At 37.9% G+C, this 16585-nt stretch carries 9 protein-coding genes; 7 read left to right on the top strand and 2 right to left on the bottom strand.

The genetic code is table 11. The features are described from left to right. The first annotated feature begins 432 nt into the window (after positions 1-432). Complete coding sequence (gene mtgA / locus DYI03_RS05960) at positions 433-1116, top strand: monofunctional biosynthetic peptidoglycan transglycosylase (protein ID WP_025064446.1); 684 nt, start codon at positions 433-435, stop codon at positions 1114-1116. 74 nt (positions 1117-1190) lie between these two features. Further along, positions 1191-3716 carry an ATP-dependent helicase gene (locus tag DYI03_RS05955; protein ID WP_021670019.1) on the top strand — a complete coding sequence of 842 codons (2526 nt, stop codon included), beginning with the start codon at positions 1191-1193 and terminating at the stop codon, positions 3714-3716. Here DYI03_RS05955 and DYI03_RS05950 read toward each other — a convergent pair. Next, entirely contained in the window at positions 3706-6579 is a 2874-nt protein-coding gene (locus DYI03_RS05950) for a PD-(D/E)XK nuclease family protein (protein ID WP_036870505.1), read from the bottom strand. The two genes, DYI03_RS05955 and DYI03_RS05950, sit on opposite strands and share 11 nt — an antisense overlap. A gap of 23 nt (positions 6580-6602) precedes the next feature. Beyond that, on the bottom strand, positions 6603-9941 hold the full coding sequence (locus tag DYI03_RS05945) for a UvrD-helicase domain-containing protein (protein WP_021670021.1): 3339 nt from the start codon (positions 9939-9941) through the stop codon (positions 6603-6605). Positions 9942-10355: 414 nt separating this feature from the next. On the opposite strand from DYI03_RS05945, the gene DYI03_RS05940 reads away from it, so the two are divergent. The 5 genes from DYI03_RS05940 (at position 10356) to DYI03_RS05920 (ending at position 16582) form a co-directional block, all read left to right on the top strand. Further along, the gene (locus DYI03_RS05940) at positions 10356-11081 is read left to right on the top strand and encodes a glycoside hydrolase family 25 protein (RefSeq protein ID WP_025064445.1); all 726 of its coding nucleotides are present in this window, start codon (positions 10356-10358) and stop codon (positions 11079-11081) included. A 64-nt stretch (positions 11082-11145) separates the two neighbouring features. Then, positions 11146-12489: a zinc ribbon domain-containing protein gene (locus DYI03_RS05935; RefSeq protein ID WP_021670022.1), complete on the top strand. Its 1344-nt coding sequence runs from the start codon at positions 11146-11148 to the stop codon at positions 12487-12489. 137 nt (positions 12490-12626) lie between these two features. Further along, complete coding sequence (locus DYI03_RS05930) at positions 12627-13181, top strand: 30S ribosomal protein S16 (RefSeq protein WP_004357320.1); 555 nt, start codon at positions 12627-12629, stop codon at positions 13179-13181. 344 nt (positions 13182-13525) lie between these two features. Further along, positions 13526-15439 (top strand): peptidase U32 family protein, encoded by a 1914-nt coding sequence (locus tag DYI03_RS05925; RefSeq protein WP_021670023.1) that lies wholly within the window; start codon positions 13526-13528, stop codon positions 15437-15439. Between the two features lie 18 nt (positions 15440-15457). Further along, positions 15458-16582 carry a hypothetical protein gene (locus DYI03_RS05920; RefSeq protein WP_025064444.1) on the top strand — a complete coding sequence of 375 codons (1125 nt, stop codon included), beginning with the start codon at positions 15458-15460 and terminating at the stop codon, positions 16580-16582. Positions 16583-16585 lie beyond the last annotated feature (3 nt).

Genomic DNA, 16585 nt, shown 5'->3' with positions numbered 1-16585 from the left:
AGCAAAAATTTGCCAGTAATTAAAAAATAATTTATCTTTGCACTCGTTATCCTGAATACAATCTTTTTACCTTAAATGACTAATACCTATTGAGGTTGAGTGCCCGTCGCTGCGAAGCGTAGGGCATTTTTATATCCAAATAACTTTTATCTTTCTTCTAATATTTATCAATATAGGCTCTTTTGTGTTTCAAAATAGGCTGTTTTGAATGGCAAAACCTATGGTTTAATTTTCAAAAGGGCGGCGGTGTTTATCTAAGTTTTCTTGTATGATTTTTATTCAGTTCTTTTTTAAAGTGCGATTTCTCGCCACGAGCATGTACAAATTTCGCGTTGCTCATTTGCATGCTTCGTCTGGCTTAACGAAATCGTTCTTTTAATTTTGCCTTTCCTTTTGTTTGTCCACCAACTTTTTTGTAACTTTGCCGTTGATATGTTCAAGAAGATAGTAAAGTTTTTTCGGTGGATAATAGCTTTGTTGTTTGTTTCCACTATTTTGGGAGTTGTTGCTTATCGCTTCATACCCGTATATTTCACGCCTTTAATGTTTTCTCGTTGTTTCGAGCAAATAGCTAATGGTGAGGATATTAAGTTGTATCATGATTGGATTTCGTTAGACGAGATGCCAAAATCTATGCCTGTAGCAGTGATAGCGAGCGAAGACCAGCGTTTTCTTTCTCATCATGGTTTCGATTATGATGCCATTGCACAAGCCGCAAAAGACAATATGAGTGGGGAGAAGAAAATACGTGGTGGCTCTACTATTTCGCAGCAAACAGCCAAGAATGTTTTCTTGTGGCAAGGACGTTCATGGGTGCGAAAAGGATTGGAGGTTTATTTCACTTTCCTTATTGAAACACTGTGGAGTAAGGAACGTATCATGGAAGTTTATTTAAATTCCATAGAAATGGGCGATGGCATTTATGGCGTACAGGCATGTGCCGAACAAAATTTTGGTATTGATGCAAAGAACCTTACTCGTTCCGATTGTGCTTTGATAGCTGCAACTTTGCCTAATCCACGCCGTTTCTCATCGAAATCGCCTGGGCCCTATATGCGCAAGCGATTGAAGCAGATTGAACGACAAATGAAGAATATACCAGCGTTTAAATATTAAAGCCTCACCCCAACCCTCTCCGTTGGGAGAGGGAGTGCAGATTAGCCCAATAAGAATAAAGAAGGTACATTATAATGCAAGATAATACAGAAGAAAAGATAAAAGAATTGCTTTCAGGATTGAATGAAAATCAGCGTGCTGCGGTAGAATATTGCCAAGGTGCATCGTTGGTGGTAGCAGGGGCAGGTTCGGGCAAAACGCGTGTCTTGACCTATAAAATAGCTTACTTAATGATGTGTGGGGTACTCCCTTATCGGATTCTTGCACTGACATTTACCAATAAAGCTGCTAAAGAAATGCAATCACGCATTGGTCAGTTGGTGAGCCATGACGATGCCAAGCAACTTTATATGGGTACTTTCCACTCTGTTTTTTCTCGTATTTTGCGTGCCGAAGCCGATAAATTAGGCTATGAACGCAATTTTACAATTTACGATGAATCGGATTCGCGTTCATTGATAAAAACCATTGTAAAGTCTTTAGGGTTAGATGATAAGAAATACAAAGTATCGAGTGTGCATGGACTTATCTCTATGGCAAAGAATCATTTGATAACCGCTGATGCTTATAGCAATGACCAAGCAGCAAAAGAACGTGATAGAGCGGCACAAATGCCAGCAGTTTCGCAGATTTATACCACCTATCAAGCTCATTGCCGACAGTCAAATGCAATGGATTTCGATGATTTATTGGTCAATACTTATCGTCTTTTTCAGGAACATGAGGACATTTGTAAGAAGTATGCTGAACGTTTTCAGTACATTTTAGTAGACGAGTATCAAGATACCAATATTGTGCAAACGGCTATTGTTCAGTTATTAGCCCAACAACACCAACGCATTTGTGTGGTAGGCGACGACTATCAAAGCATTTATTCGTTCCGTGGAGCTAATATTGATAATATCTTAGATTTTCAAAATCGCTTTAACGATGTGAAAGTCTTTAAGTTGGAACGCAATTATCGGTCTACACAAAAGATAGTTGAGGCTGCCAATTCGCTCATGAAACACAATTCACGTCAAATTCCTAAAGATGTTTATTCGAAAGAAAGTGAAGGCGCAAAGATAAGCTACAAGCCCTGTTACAGCGACCGTGAAGAAGCTATGGTGGTAGTGAAAGAAATCAATCAACTAAAGCGCAGACAATCGTTCGAATATGACGCATTTGCTATTCTATATAGAACTAATGCACAAAGTCGTAGCTTTGAAGACGAGTTGCGTAAGAACAACATTCCTTACCAAATATTTGGTGGAACAGCTTTCTACCAACGCAAAGAAATCAAAGATATTATAGCTTACTTCCGTATGGTAGCCAATCCAAACGATGAAGAGGCTTTTAAGCGTATTGTAAATTATCCTGCTCGTGGCATTGGCAATACGACCATTCAGAAAATATTAGATTGTGCCGATGAACATCAAGTGAGTTTATGGGAAATTGTGAGCGACCCTTTAAAATACAATTTAGCTGTGAATAAGGGAACGCTTGCAAAAATCAATGGCTTTACAGATATTATCACCAATTTTATCAAGCAATTGGCTACGACCGATGCCTATACACTGGGTTCTGAAATCATCAAAGAAAGTGGAATGATGGCAGAATTGAATCGGGGAATAGAGGCGGAAGATGTTGCAAGGCGAGAGAATTTAGATGAATTTCTGGGAAGCTTGCAAGCATTTGTAGAAGGAAATCGAGAGGAAGGACGTGAAGAAGAAACCTTCTTAACCGACTTTTTGCAAGAGGTTTCGCTCTACTCTGATTTGGATAAAGCAACAGAAGACAAGCCGAAAGTAACGCTTATGACCATTCATGCGGCGAAAGGTTTGGAATTTCCAGTTGTTTTCATCGTGGGATTGGAAGAGAATGTTTTTCCAAACCAAATGTCTGCTACTTCTTTGCGAGAGTTAGAAGAAGAACGCCGTTTGCTTTATGTGGCAATGACCCGTGCTGAACAGTTCTGTATCTTGACAAATGCTAAGAATAGATACCGTTATGGTTCCATGCAATTTAACAATCCGAGTCGATTCATAGCCGATATAGACCCTAAATACATTGCTGCTGACGAGGAAATGAGTCTTAATAGTGGTGGAACAGGCAGAATGCCATGGGATAGACCTGCTTCGTCAGACAATTTCCGAGATTACGAACCCAATAAGCCTTACACTGGGAGTAGAGAGTGGGAGAGTGGTAACTTCCAAAAAGGTGGTCGTTGGCAAAATGCTAACCCTGTGGCGAGTCAATTTCGTGCCGACCCAAAGCCAAAAATTACGGAACGAAAAGCCCCTGAGCGTGCAATTGACCCATTATCAGCACGTACCAAGCAGCGATTGATGAGTGAAGGCGGAAACTTTAAGAAGTTGTCGGCTGCAATTGCCAATGGTGGTCGTCAATATAGCGAACCAACTCTAAGTGCAAATGTAAGCAATGCTGCCGTTGGAGAGTTGAAAGTAGGCAATATTATTGAACATCAGCGATTTGGAATAGGAGAAGTAATGGGTATAGAAGGCGTGGGAGAAAACACAAAAGCAACTGTAACTTTCCGTAATGCAGGAACGAAACAACTGCTTTTGAAGTTTGCTAAATATAAAATCGTTAAAGATTAATGCCGCAAATCTGCTGATAAGGACATTGTTTACATATATCTTTTATCGTTGTTGGCTCGAATGTTTCTTTGGTAAACAATCCCTCCAATTCCTTTTTAAGGAGGGTTTCAAACTCTTCTGCGTAGGTTAGCGAGTCTAAAATATCCTCGTTTCCTAACTTTAATATTGGAGAATAATCTTCACTTTTGGCATGTTGAATGAAGAGTAGCGCAGGACTAACTTGCTTGTGTTGTGGGTTATTTTCTGCATCTTCGGTTTGTTCTATGAGGCTATATAAAAGAGCTTGAAAGGTGTAATCGCTTTTGTTTTTAGCAATATTACTTGGATTGAAAATTGCTTCAACATCTTTTAAGCCTGCTGCTACCTTATTACCAGTTTTATAGTCTACCACACGGAGTTGCTCTCTGCCTGTTCCTAAATTTACTTCGTCCAATCTATCGACTCTACCTCCGACCTTTATTTCTTTCTTCGTGCCATTGATGTCCAACGAAAGTGTTTTGTGAATGTCAAATTCGTGTTTGATAACACGCATGGGGGCGGTGCGTTTATCTAATTCAAGCATCTGAAGGAGTAACTTTTTGATAACTTGTTGCTTAATAATTTGCAAGCCATTGAGTTTGGGAAGTCGCTTCATTCCATTGTTTTGTAGGAATAATTCGCGTGCAAAAGCTTCGGCAATCACATCGTCTATTGTAATATTTGTGTTACCCATAGTAGGCGATTGAACCGATTTTCCACTCTTTAAAACCTTTTCAATGTCCTCTTTTGTAATGACTTCACGAGGCAATAAGCGTTCATAGATAAGTTCTGCTGCAAGGTGGAAGATGTTTCCGAAAATACGATTGTCAATATCGTCCTCCTCGTTGTTATCAGGTTCTTTGAGTTGTGCCAAATATTTATAGTAGAACATGAGTTCGCATCGTCGGTAAGTATTTATGGCAGTTGGGGAGAAATATGAAATATGGTTTAACTTAGCCATTACCACCTCATCTTTTTGAAGAATTGATGTTGTTAAATTCATCGGTTCTTGCCCAGCTTGCAATGCTATTTGCTTGATATTCAAATTGCTTTCTACCATTAGCTGCAACATGAAACGGCTCATTTCAGCAGTCTTAGTGCCTTGTGTAGAATTGTTATAAAGCAGGGTAACATGTTTTGCACGTTGTAAAATTCGGTGGAAATAATAACTGAATATCGCAACCTTATTGTCTATCGTAGTCAGTCCGTATGCTTTTCTGATGATATGCGGAATGAAAGAGTTATCGTTTACGCCTTTAGGCATATTCCCTTCGTTGCAAGAAAGCAATAAAACATTGTCGAAATCCAAGTTTCTTGTTTCCAAAACACCCATAATTTGCACACCGTGAGCAGGCTCTCCATGGAAAGGAATGCTTGTTGAAGAAATAAGTTGGCTTAATAGGCGGCGAAGAATGGCATAATCGGCTATTAAATCACCACTTTTCATTAGTTCAGAGAGCTTGTTTAAAAGCGTGTACATACGGAAAGTAGACTCTTGAAACAGTTGGTCGTCGTTTTCTTTGCCGCCAATTGCAATGTTTTTCACCATTTCTGAAAGCCAATCAACAAACTCTATGATGTGTTGGTTGTCATGGTTTACATGAATAAAGCCAATGTCTTGCCCCTTGATATAGAATTGTTTGTTCAGCCTTAGCGTGGTAAGCTTTTCAGAAGCATCGGCAATGAGATATTTTCCGTAAGGGTGGCGTAACACATGAGTAATAAATTTTAAACGGAAAGCATCTTCGCTAGCAGAATATCCCTCTGTTTGGAGGGCTATCAATTGCCAAACCATAGAGCTAATAGGGGTTTGTGAAAGTGGATAACCCGTTGTAACATTGATTAAATCAACCTCCGTTGGAACACAATGGATAACAGTTTGGAGGAGCGATTCGTTGCACATCACCACGGCAGTGCGCTTTCCTGCTTTGTAACGTTCTTTCTCTAACAACCATTCCGAGATGTAACGAGCTTGTAAATTCTCGGTTGGTGCTGATACATAGTGCACTTCTTTCTCGTCCTCGAAATGGTTATAAAAGTCGCTATTGTTGTCAAATTCGTTTGGAAACTTGTCAAACCATTTATTAATATAGACGCCAGCTTCGTTGGTTGCTTTAAGATAATAATGGTCGAAGTCCCAATAGAAGCGTGCTTTGCCCTCTTTCTTTAAAGCTGAAAAGAGTTTTTGTTCGACCGTTTGAAGTACATTGAAACCAATAAAAATATAGGTTTCGTATTGTGTTGGGTAGTTTTTCTTTTCTACAACATCACGATAAAGCATACCTTCGTAGGCTAATTCTTCAGCTTTTAGTTTAGCTTTAAAGTCGCAATATATATCGTATAGTTTGCTCCAAAGATTTAAAAAACGTTCTTTCAATACGGTTGTGTCGCCCGAAAAGTTGGCAAAAAAACGGCTTAATTCGGTCTTTTGTTCTTCAGAAAGATAATCTATCGTATCTAATTCGTGTAAGTCTTTCAAGTTGCGAAATATCATTTTCGCATCAGCCATATTCTTGTCTATATCGTCAAAGTCGGCTAATAAGAGTTGTCCCCAACTATAAAATTCGTCTAATGTTTCGCTTTTGCCAGTCTTCTCAATGTAAGTTTTATAAAGAACGCAAAGACTTTTGATAGGGTCGGCAATGGTTAGTGCAGATTGTTGTCGGAAAAGTTCGGAGATAGTGATATAAGAAGGACTCCAAATAGGACCATCAGAACGTTTTGCCAACTCTTCGTTTAAGAACAAAGAGGCACGTTTGTTAGGAAAGACAACGGCTATTTTAGATAGATTGTTGCCATATTTTTTGATTAAATCCTGTGCTACTTCAGCTAAAAATGTTTTCATATTTTCATTCATTGGAGTGTTCTTTAAAGCGTTACTTCGACAATTTTATCTTGCATGATATACCATAAATAGCCCGAAACGTTTTCGTGTCCCATTTGTTTCAATAGGTTCATGTAACGTTCAACTTGCATTTTATGTTCTTTGCGCACTATTCCTGTCTTAAAATCAACAACAATGGTTTCGTTGTCGTTGGTCATCACACGGTCAGGGCGATGTTCTCTCACTTCGTCAAGTTCGCTGTCATATTGCAAAATGGTACATTCATTAAATAATTTCCATTTGTCTGAAAACCAATCTTGTACGGTTTTATTCTTTAATGCAGCATCAATTTTCTCACGCAACTGGGTGGTTGTGATTTCATCGTTGTAGATAATTCCTTCTTGTTCCAACTCGTTAAGTTTGGAAGGAATGTCCTTTTGAGTATAGATTGTAGAGAAAATTTGATGTAAGATATTGCCATTTTTAATGTAACGAGCAGCATCTGTTGGGTCAATATCTTCTCCATTTACAAAGTCTTTACTCTTGTTACTTTGTCTGAAACTAACCTTTTGCGGATAAGTTTTGATGTTTACAACATGCTTTTTAGGTCTTATAAGGAAAGGATTATCTACCTCTTCTGCTTTCTTTTCGGTAGTAGCATGGTCTAATGCACCATATTCAAAGCAAATAGGTTCATCGAACTTGTCGGGTAAATCCAAGTTGCTACCTTCCAACTCGTTTGAAATTTGTTCTAAAACATTTTCAATTGCTTCAGAACGATTGGACGATGTAGTGGCATTTCTTTTATTTTGCACTTTGCTTTTACTCATTCTTTTACCTGTAATGAATAAGTTTTTAGCAGCACGCGTTACAGCAACGTACAATAAATTCAAGTTATCAATAGTATTTTGCAAATGCTCTTCTTTATAATTGTCTTCAAAAATAGTTCCTATTGACGTTGATTTACTAAAGTTAATAGGCAGAATTGGAATCTTATTGTATGGTTCTGGTTTGTTTTCCGTTTCACACCATATTATTGTATTACTATTTTCTAATGTCCAATCGCAGAAAGGAATAATCACATTGTCAAACTCTAATCCTTTACTCTTATGAATAGTGATGATGCGAATACCCTCTATTTCGTCGCTTTGAATAGTTTTTGATGACAGGGAGTTGTCCCATTCTTTGATAAAATCGTCTATATCAGCCGTATTATCTTGTAAAAAGTCGTTCAAAATATCGTATAAGGTGCAAATATACGAGTTCTGTCCTTCCAATTTGGTCAATTCAAAGATTTCGAAAATACTATCTACGGCGTCAATAATAGGCATGCCCAAGAGTTGTTCTCGCCGATTTACATATTGTTGTGGCAACGCTTCGTTTAGCTTTTCTATTTGGTGCTCCATTGAAAGTTTATGTCGCTTTTCAGGTTCTGTTTCCTCTAAATCTAAAGGAGTAGCAACCAATAGTTCGGTATCGGTTGTTTCTTTCTTTAAAACTTGTTGATTGTAGAGTTTAACAAGTTCGCCTCGTGCCAAAACATCTTCGGGGTGGGTGAGTAAATGCAATGCTTTTATGATGATATTGACAGCCAATGAAGCATCTAAACGGAAAGCCTCGTCAGAAACAATATTAATTTCTTCGCCAAAATCAGCTGCATAAAGTGTATCAACAATCTTTTGTAACTGTTTGTTTTCACGGATTAAAATAGCAATTTTACTTTGATTTTTACCATTATAACCCTTGTCAAACAGGTCTTGAATTGTTTTTATTAATTGTTCTAAGATATCTGTTTCACTATCATCAGATGGGAATAATTGTACTCGAATATATCCTAATTCGTTCTGCTTCGGTGTCTTTTGTGCAACATCTTGGTAAACATTTCCTATAATTTCCGATTTGTTAATCCCATCGTTATTTAATTCTTGGATTGTATTTTCTACAATTGCTTTCATGAAAACATTGTTGAAATCAATAATTCGCTTTTCAGAACGATAATTATAATCCAATGTTTGTAAGTCTAATTGGTAGTGGGGGAACTCTTGTTTTATATTGTTAAGAATGCTCCAATCGCCTTGACGCCACCTATAAATGCTCTGTTTTATATCACCTACAATGAGGTTATGGGAATCAATTTGCCCCATGCAGTTATTCAATAATGATAAGAAATTTTGCCATTGTATGGTGCTTGTATCCTGAAATTCGTCTATCATGATATGTTTTAATTGCGCTCCTATTTTTTCAAATATAAACGGCGTATCGCTATCTGATATTAATTCTTTCAGTAAGGACTGCGTATTGCTGAGCATGAACCTGTTGTATTCTTTGTTTAAATCGTTAACAGCTTCGTCTATTTTGTGTAGCAAACGTAATTCAGGAAGGTGTTTCAACAGTAACTTTGTGGATTGAAATTCGCACCAATTATCTTTGTTGAATGCTACTAACTCGCTTAATTTTTGCGATAAGTCATTGGAAGAGACAACTTCTAAATAATTACATTTTTTTTGTTTGGTCTTTGGAACCCACATTTTAGGGTCGTTTATTGCATTTAGAATATAGTCTTTGTATTCTTCTAAAGCAAGCGCTTTTGTCATTCTTGCAACCAAAAATTTATATAGATTAGCTACCACCATATCAGCTAATCCTTCATTATCTATCACTGAAACGATAGCCTCAGCCTTGCTATTATATTCTTTCTGAATTTGTTTTCTGCGCTCTCGCAAACTTTTCTCGAACGCATCGAATTCCTTTTCGTTGCCTAAAACCTCTGCAAGTTGTTTTTCGTGTGCTTTATAATAATCTTTAAAGATGTTTTCCCCAAAGGTTTTTATTTTTGTGATGACGTTCCAACCTTTGTCGTCTTCCATGTTATGGTCGATGTAAGTGCTTATCCATTTCATGACAGGTTGCCCCTCTTGCAACTCTTCTATCATTTGGTCTACTGCTTTTCCTTCTATATCCTTGTTATTTAAGTCCACTTTTAGGTTGGCAGTCAGTCCCAATTCGTGTGCCAAATTGCGTAAAATTTGTTGGAAGAAAGCATCTATCGTATGGATTCTAAATTCGTTGTATTTATGAATCAGCAACGTTAAAGCCGTGGTTGCATTACTTTTTATCGTAGCTTCGTTGAGTCCAGTCTTGTTTTTAACTTGTTGCAAATATGCGTCCGATGATTTCAACCCTTTGGCAATACCAAATAGTTGCGAAAGGATACGCATTTTCATTTCTTGCGTTGCCTTATTGGTAAATGTTACCGCCAAGATTTGTCTATAATTATTAGGGTCTTTGACAAGTAATGAAATATATTCCACAGCCAAAGTAAATGTTTTACCCGACCCAGCTGATGCTCTGTAAACCGTTAATGGACTTGTTGTATGATTCATGCGATTACTTATTTTGATGTAAAGTTACCAAATAAAATTACGGATACCAAACTTTATTCATATTTTTTATGCTTAATCCCTTTCAAATGGGTTGTTTTTCCTTGTAGAAGTGCTGTTCGACTCGTATTTTGATGGGAGTACTCTTGTGGGAGTACTCGAATCCTCTCAAACGATTACTCCAGTACTCTTGTGGGAGTACTGCCCCCGATAGTGCTATAGATTGTTCGAAGGTTTTACCAAAACAATAATTAGGAGCGCTATATAGCGAACTGAGATAATAATCGTCGTTTCATTAAGAGCGCTATCAAGAGAATAAGCGTAAAGCAAGCAAAAAATTACTAAATAATTTAGCATAGTTTTAATTCTAAAGCCTTTGTCTTTTGTGAATCAATTATAAGTTGTATCTTTGCAAATATGAGAAAGAAACGTTTTATTCTTGTTGTCTTAAGCTTTTTAACAATCATGAGCGTGAAGGCACAATATAATATACAATGTGAAGATACTTGCGACCATGTCCACGGGCTTGATATGAGCCATTACCAAGGTGATGTGTGGTGGGAAACTGTTGCTAAGAATAGCAACCATAAGCTTAATTATGTTTATTTGAAAGCAACCGAAGGGCAAAGTTGGGTAGATAAACGTTATTACGAAAATATACAAGCCGCAAAACGAAATGGAATGAATGTAGGTTCTTACCATTTTTATCGTCCCAATGTTCCGCAAGAAGACCAAGTAAGGAACTTCCGTGCGCAATGTCGACCACAAGACCAAGATTTAATCCCAATGGTTGATATTGAAACCACAAGTGGATTGAACGATTATGCTTTGCGTGATAGCCTAACAAAGTTTTTAGACCTTATGACAAAGGAATATGGTGTACGTCCTTTGGTTTATACATATACCAATTTTTACAACAAACATCTTGTAGGTGCATTGGCAGGCTACAAATTGTTCATCGCACAATATACTCACCGTGAACCAGTTTTAAGCGATGGGCGAGATATTTTTGCATGGCAATATACGGGTAAAGGATATATTAATGGCGTTCGTGGTTATGTTGATAAAAGCAGATTAATGGGAAAGCACAGTATCCGCGAAATACGATTTCCACGAAAGAAATCTAATACACGTTATTATTAAGGCTAAAAAATAAAGCAAATAGTTTTATTCTGAGCAATATATTCATTTTAAATAGTTCGAAATAATGATAATAAAATGTCCAGAGTGCGGGCATCAAGTCAGTGATAAGGCTCCTTTTTGTCCAAGTTGTGGAGTTAAAATAGCAGGTCATATTGTTACCTGTTCAAATTGTGATGAAATCTATTTAAAGGAGGATTATATTTGTCCTAATTGTCATCACGCTGAAACAGAAACACTTCATCGTTCAGAAGAACAAACAATAATAGTAGAAACACCCCACAACGAGGATACTCCTATTGTTGAAATAGCAGAAGATGTTGAGAAAGAAAAAGTTACGAATTTAAATAATTCGGAAGAAGCCGTTGCGGAAACTTCCCAAAACAACGACGAAGTTCCTCTTGTGGAAGCTACTGAGGACGAACCTTTAGCAGCAGTGGTGGTAGAAGACGAAGAACAAGTGGTTTATGCTGAGGAAATTCAGCCAATTGAAGCACAATCTGAAACCGAAAACCCAAAAGAAAAGGCAACAAATAATCATGTCCCACTCATCATTTCATTGTTGTTGGCTATCATTATATCTGCCGTTTTATTATTTTTCTATCATCGTGGTAATCAAAATCATGAGGCAGAAGACTATGAAATTGCTTTGAAAAGTAATAATATAGATGTAATGGAACAATTCATTAATGATTATCCAGATGCTCCATTAGCCCATTTAACGAATATAAAGAACTTATTGGCACAAAGTAAAAGCGAAGACGAAGGGTGGGGGAAAGCGGTTCAGCAAAATTCAATAGTGGGTTATAAAACTTATTTACAAGCACATCCAAGCACACCGCATAGGGCTGAAATCTTGAGTCGCATAGATGAACTATCATGGCAAGAGGCTTTGCGTTTCAATAATGAAGCATCTTATTTAGGATATAGAGAGAAATTCCCTTCAGGAGCCCATGCAAAAGAAGCTGACGAAAAATTAAAAGTTTTGCTCGACAATACAGCTTCTGCCGCTGATACACAAACCGCCAAGTCGGTTATTCGTCAATTCTTACAAGGAATTAATAGTAAAAGTTCGAGCAAAATCAAAGAAACTGTTGCTGCCCAGTTTACATTTTTGGGCGCAAGTGGAGCAACCACTGCCGATGTAGATAGGTACATGCGTGAACGACTTTATCAAGCTGATGTAAAAAATGTGATGTGGCATCTTGGAAAAGACGCTACCGCCACCACCGATAAAACTGACGATGGACGTATAGTTCATACCGTAACCATTCCAGCACGATTGGAAATAGAGCGTGAAGGCGGTACATCGTCAAAGAATTATTCGGTTCGTGCAACCATAGAAAACAATCGAATCGTAGCAATCAATTGGACTCAACAAGCTGCAACACCACAACCAACCGCCCAATAATGCTCAAATTAAGCACATTATGTCAAGATAATGAGCAGATTGTTTGGTAGTTAGAAAAGAAAAATGTAATTTTGCAGTCGCTATTACGAGATAATAGCATTAAATTCAAACCTAATTAAAAGAATAAAAAACAAATTATGGCAACAAAAATCAGATTGCAACGCGGAGGTCGTAAAGGCTATGCCGTTTACAGCATTGTTATTGCAGACGTTCGTGCACCACGTGATGGTAAATTCAATGAAAAGATTGGTACATACAACCCTAACACCAATCCAGCCACTGTAGATTTGAATTTCGATCGTGCTCTTTACTGGCTCGAAGTAGGTGCGCAACCTACCGACACAGTACGCAACTTGCTTAAAGCGGAAGGTGTTTTCATGATGAAGCATCTCCGTGGTGGCGTTAAGAAGGGAGCATTCGACGAAGCTGCATGTCAGCAGAAGTTCGATGCTTGGAAAAAAGAAAAAGAAGCTGCTAAGGAAGCTGCTGAAAAGAAGGTAGCTGACGCAAAGAAAGCTAAGGTAGCAACTAACCTCGAAGCTGAAAAGAAAGCTAACGAAGCTATGGCAAAGAAAGTAGCTGAGAAGAAGGCTGCTGCTCAAGCTGAAGAAGCTGCTAAGAACGCAGAGGCTGAAGCTGCACAAGTAGAAGAAGCACCAGCACAAGAAACAGAAGCTCCTGCTGAAGCTTAATCGAACACTTCTTTTTGAAGAAAAGAATATAAAGGCTGCAAACACTAAGTTTGTAGCCTTTTTATTTCATGTTTCTAAAAACATAGAAGTTAAGTCGGCTAAAGATTTATCAATCGTGCAAACTCAAGAACAGAAGTGTGAAAAATAAAAACCTATTGTTTTGAATAGCAAAACAATAGGTTTTTGAGTTTAAAATAGGCTCTTTGGAAAATAAAAGAATGCCTCTTCTATTTTTGCTTTTATATTTTAGAGATTTTTTATGCTAAAAGCCCTTTTTTAGGTTAGTTGCTTTCAGTTATTCACTAAATTGTTTATCTTTGCAAAACAAAGTAGAAGGATAAATAATGCGGACAATAGAGTTATTGGCTCCAGCTAAGAATTTGGAGTGTGGCATTGCCGCCATTGACCATGGTGCTGATGCCGTTTATATAGGTGCTGCAAAATTTGGAGCACGCCAATCGGCTGGCAATACTGTAGAGGATATTGCAACATTGTGCAACTATGCCCATCAATTTGGTGCAAAGGTGCATGTTACAGTCAATACGATTATTTATAACAACGAAATGGACGATATGCTCCAACTCGTTCGTGAGTTGGAGAAAGTTCATGTTGATGCCTTATTAATCCAAGATATGGGATTGCTCAAGGCTTGTAAAGAAACGTTGAAAACAAAGATAGCTTTACATGCCAGTACGCAATGCGATAGTCGAACAGCCGAGAAAGTAGCATGGCTCGCTTCGCTGGGTTTTGAAAGAGTTGTCCTTGCCCGTGAATTATCAGTAAAAGAGATTTCAGCAATACATAAAGCGGTTCCACAAGTAGAGTTAGAGGCTTTTGTTCATGGCGCCCTTTGTGTTAGTTACAGTGGCATTTGCTATGCTTCACAATATTGTTTTGGGCGTTCGGCTAATCGTGGCGCTTGTTCGCAATTCTGCCGTATGGCATTCGATTTAAAGGATTCTGATGGTAAAATAATAGAGAAACAACGCTATCTATTGTCTTTAAAAGACATGTGTCAGATAGATAATTTGGAAGAATTAATACAATCTGGAGCTTGCGCCTTTAAGATAGAAGGACGACTAAAGGATATTAATTATGTGAAAAATGTTGTTTCGGCTTACAACAAACGCTTGAATGAAATCGTTAGGAAATATCCTAATCAGTTTAAACGTGCCTCGTTAGGGAAAGTGGAATACAGCTTTACACCTGATTTAAACAAAACTTTCAATCGAGGATATACCAACTATTTTGTGCAAGGTCGCCAACCTAATATCTTTTCTCCCAACACTCCAAAGGCTTTAGGAGAGTTTGTTGGAAAGGTAAAAGAACTTCGTCGCGATTCGTTTAATGTGGCTTCGACCGCAAGTTTTGCCAATGGTGACGGACTTTGTTTTATCAATTCTGAAACAAAAGCGCTGGAAGGATTCCGAGTAAATCGTGCTGTTGGCAACCGATTGTTTCCCTATAAAATGCCAAATGGTTTACAACCAGGAATGGGATTGTACAGAAATCAAGACCAAGCTTTTGAGAAAGAATTATCGGGAAATAGTGCGAAACGACTCATTGCTATCACTATGACCTTTGGATTAACCGAAAATGGTTACTCGTTGGAAATAAAATTGGTTGATGAGTTGGAAACAAAGTTGTCGGCAAAAGCTACTATAAACTTTGAACATCAAGCAGCACAAAAGCCACAAAGAGAAAATATTATCAAGCAGTTGAGCAAGTTGGGGAATACCATTTATAATTGTGAAAACATTGAAATAGTTGACGAAGCCGACCAATATTTCATACCAAGTAGTATTTTAGCTGAACTTCGCCGTGATGCAATAGAACAATTTGCGAGTTTAGACCTTGCAAAGGCAATAGGAAAGCATAACCTCTCAACTGAAAAGAACGAAAGCGATAAGGTTAATTCAGCTAACTTCTCGTATATTAATCCGAAAAATTACGAGCGCTATCCTTACCTTTATAATATAGCGAATAAAGAGGCTTGTTCTTTTTATGTTCAACAAGGCATGGAAAAGCCACAAGCAGCCTTTGAATGCACCGATGTAGAAGACTTGAAAAAGAAACAAACGGAGGCTTTGGTGATGCAGTGTCGCCATTGTATCCGCTATTCTTTGGGTTATTGTGTTGTAAATGGTGGTAAGAAACCAACTTGGAAAGAACCATTATTCCTTGAACTTGGCGATAGAAAACGCTTCCGATTAGAGTTTGATTGCCGACATTGTCAAATGAATATATTTGCCGAATAAGCCATAATGACGAACAAAATGTTACATAAAAGCCTTTTAATGTTATTCCAAAAGCGACTGACTCCTTTGGGAATAATCTTGCTTTTGTTTACATTGAATGTTGGTCTAACAGGTTGTTACCATAAGAAAACGCCTTCACAATTCCGTCTTCCTGATAGCATTCAAGAGGCACAAATATCACGAAGAATAAAAGAGGCTGACGATTCCTTGAAAAATAAAAAGCCAACCAATGAGGAAAAGACGTGGCAAAGTAGTACGCTTTCTATGGATTCGTTTGCTTTTCGCGTGAAACACCATTATTCACAAGGCTTTAACTTTGTGGTTCACGACGATTCATTGATGCTTTTGAGGCAGCAGCCAGAAGAAGTTGTCAATAAAATGAAGACCGATTCTTTTGCCGTTCGTAAAGGAAAATCAATGGTAGTTGCCGATGTTCGCATTCTTCCCAACGATAGTATAGACTCCGTTTGGGTGCGTGTAGCAACGGAAGATTACGCTTTTGGTTGGTCAAGAGAGAGCAAACTATTAAAACATGTAGACCCTGACGACCCAATTTCTCAATTCATTTCCTTGTTTTCCAACGTTCACTTGTTGGTATTCTTGGTTGTTATTTTGCTTATTTCTGTGAGTTACTTGATGCGAAAAATATTGCGTCGTAATGCTAATATTGTTCATTTCAACGATATTAATTCTTTCTATCCCACCTTATTAGCACTTATTGTAGCAACTTCGGCAGCCTTTTATGCTTCCATACAATTGTTTGCACCCGAAACATGGCGTGAATTTTATTTCCACCCTTCGCTCAATCCTTTCTCGCAACCTTTACTTTTGAATATATTTTTATTGCTTGTTTGGGCAATGATAATTATTGCAATTGCTGCAATTGATGATGTTCGCCGCTTGCTTCGGTCAGGCGATGCACTTATTTATCTTTGTGGTTTGGCAGGTATTTGTGCTGTAAATTACATTGTTTTCTCAGTTCTTACGCTTTATTACGTTGGCTATTTGCTTTTATTGGCTTACATTTATTACGCTATTCTCGTTTGGCGCAAACGCCATAGCGATACTTACGAATGTGGCAATTGTGGTGCGCGACTTCACAGAAAGGGGAGATGCCCACATTGTGGTGTCATAAATGAATAAAAA

Origin of the sequence: Prevotella disiens (assembly GCF_900454955.1) — a bacterium.
Classification (GTDB): domain Bacteria; phylum Bacteroidota; class Bacteroidia; order Bacteroidales; family Bacteroidaceae; genus Prevotella; species Prevotella disiens.
The sequence above is the reverse complement of the archived record's forward strand: the minus strand, read 5'-3'. Positions and strand labels throughout refer to the sequence as shown.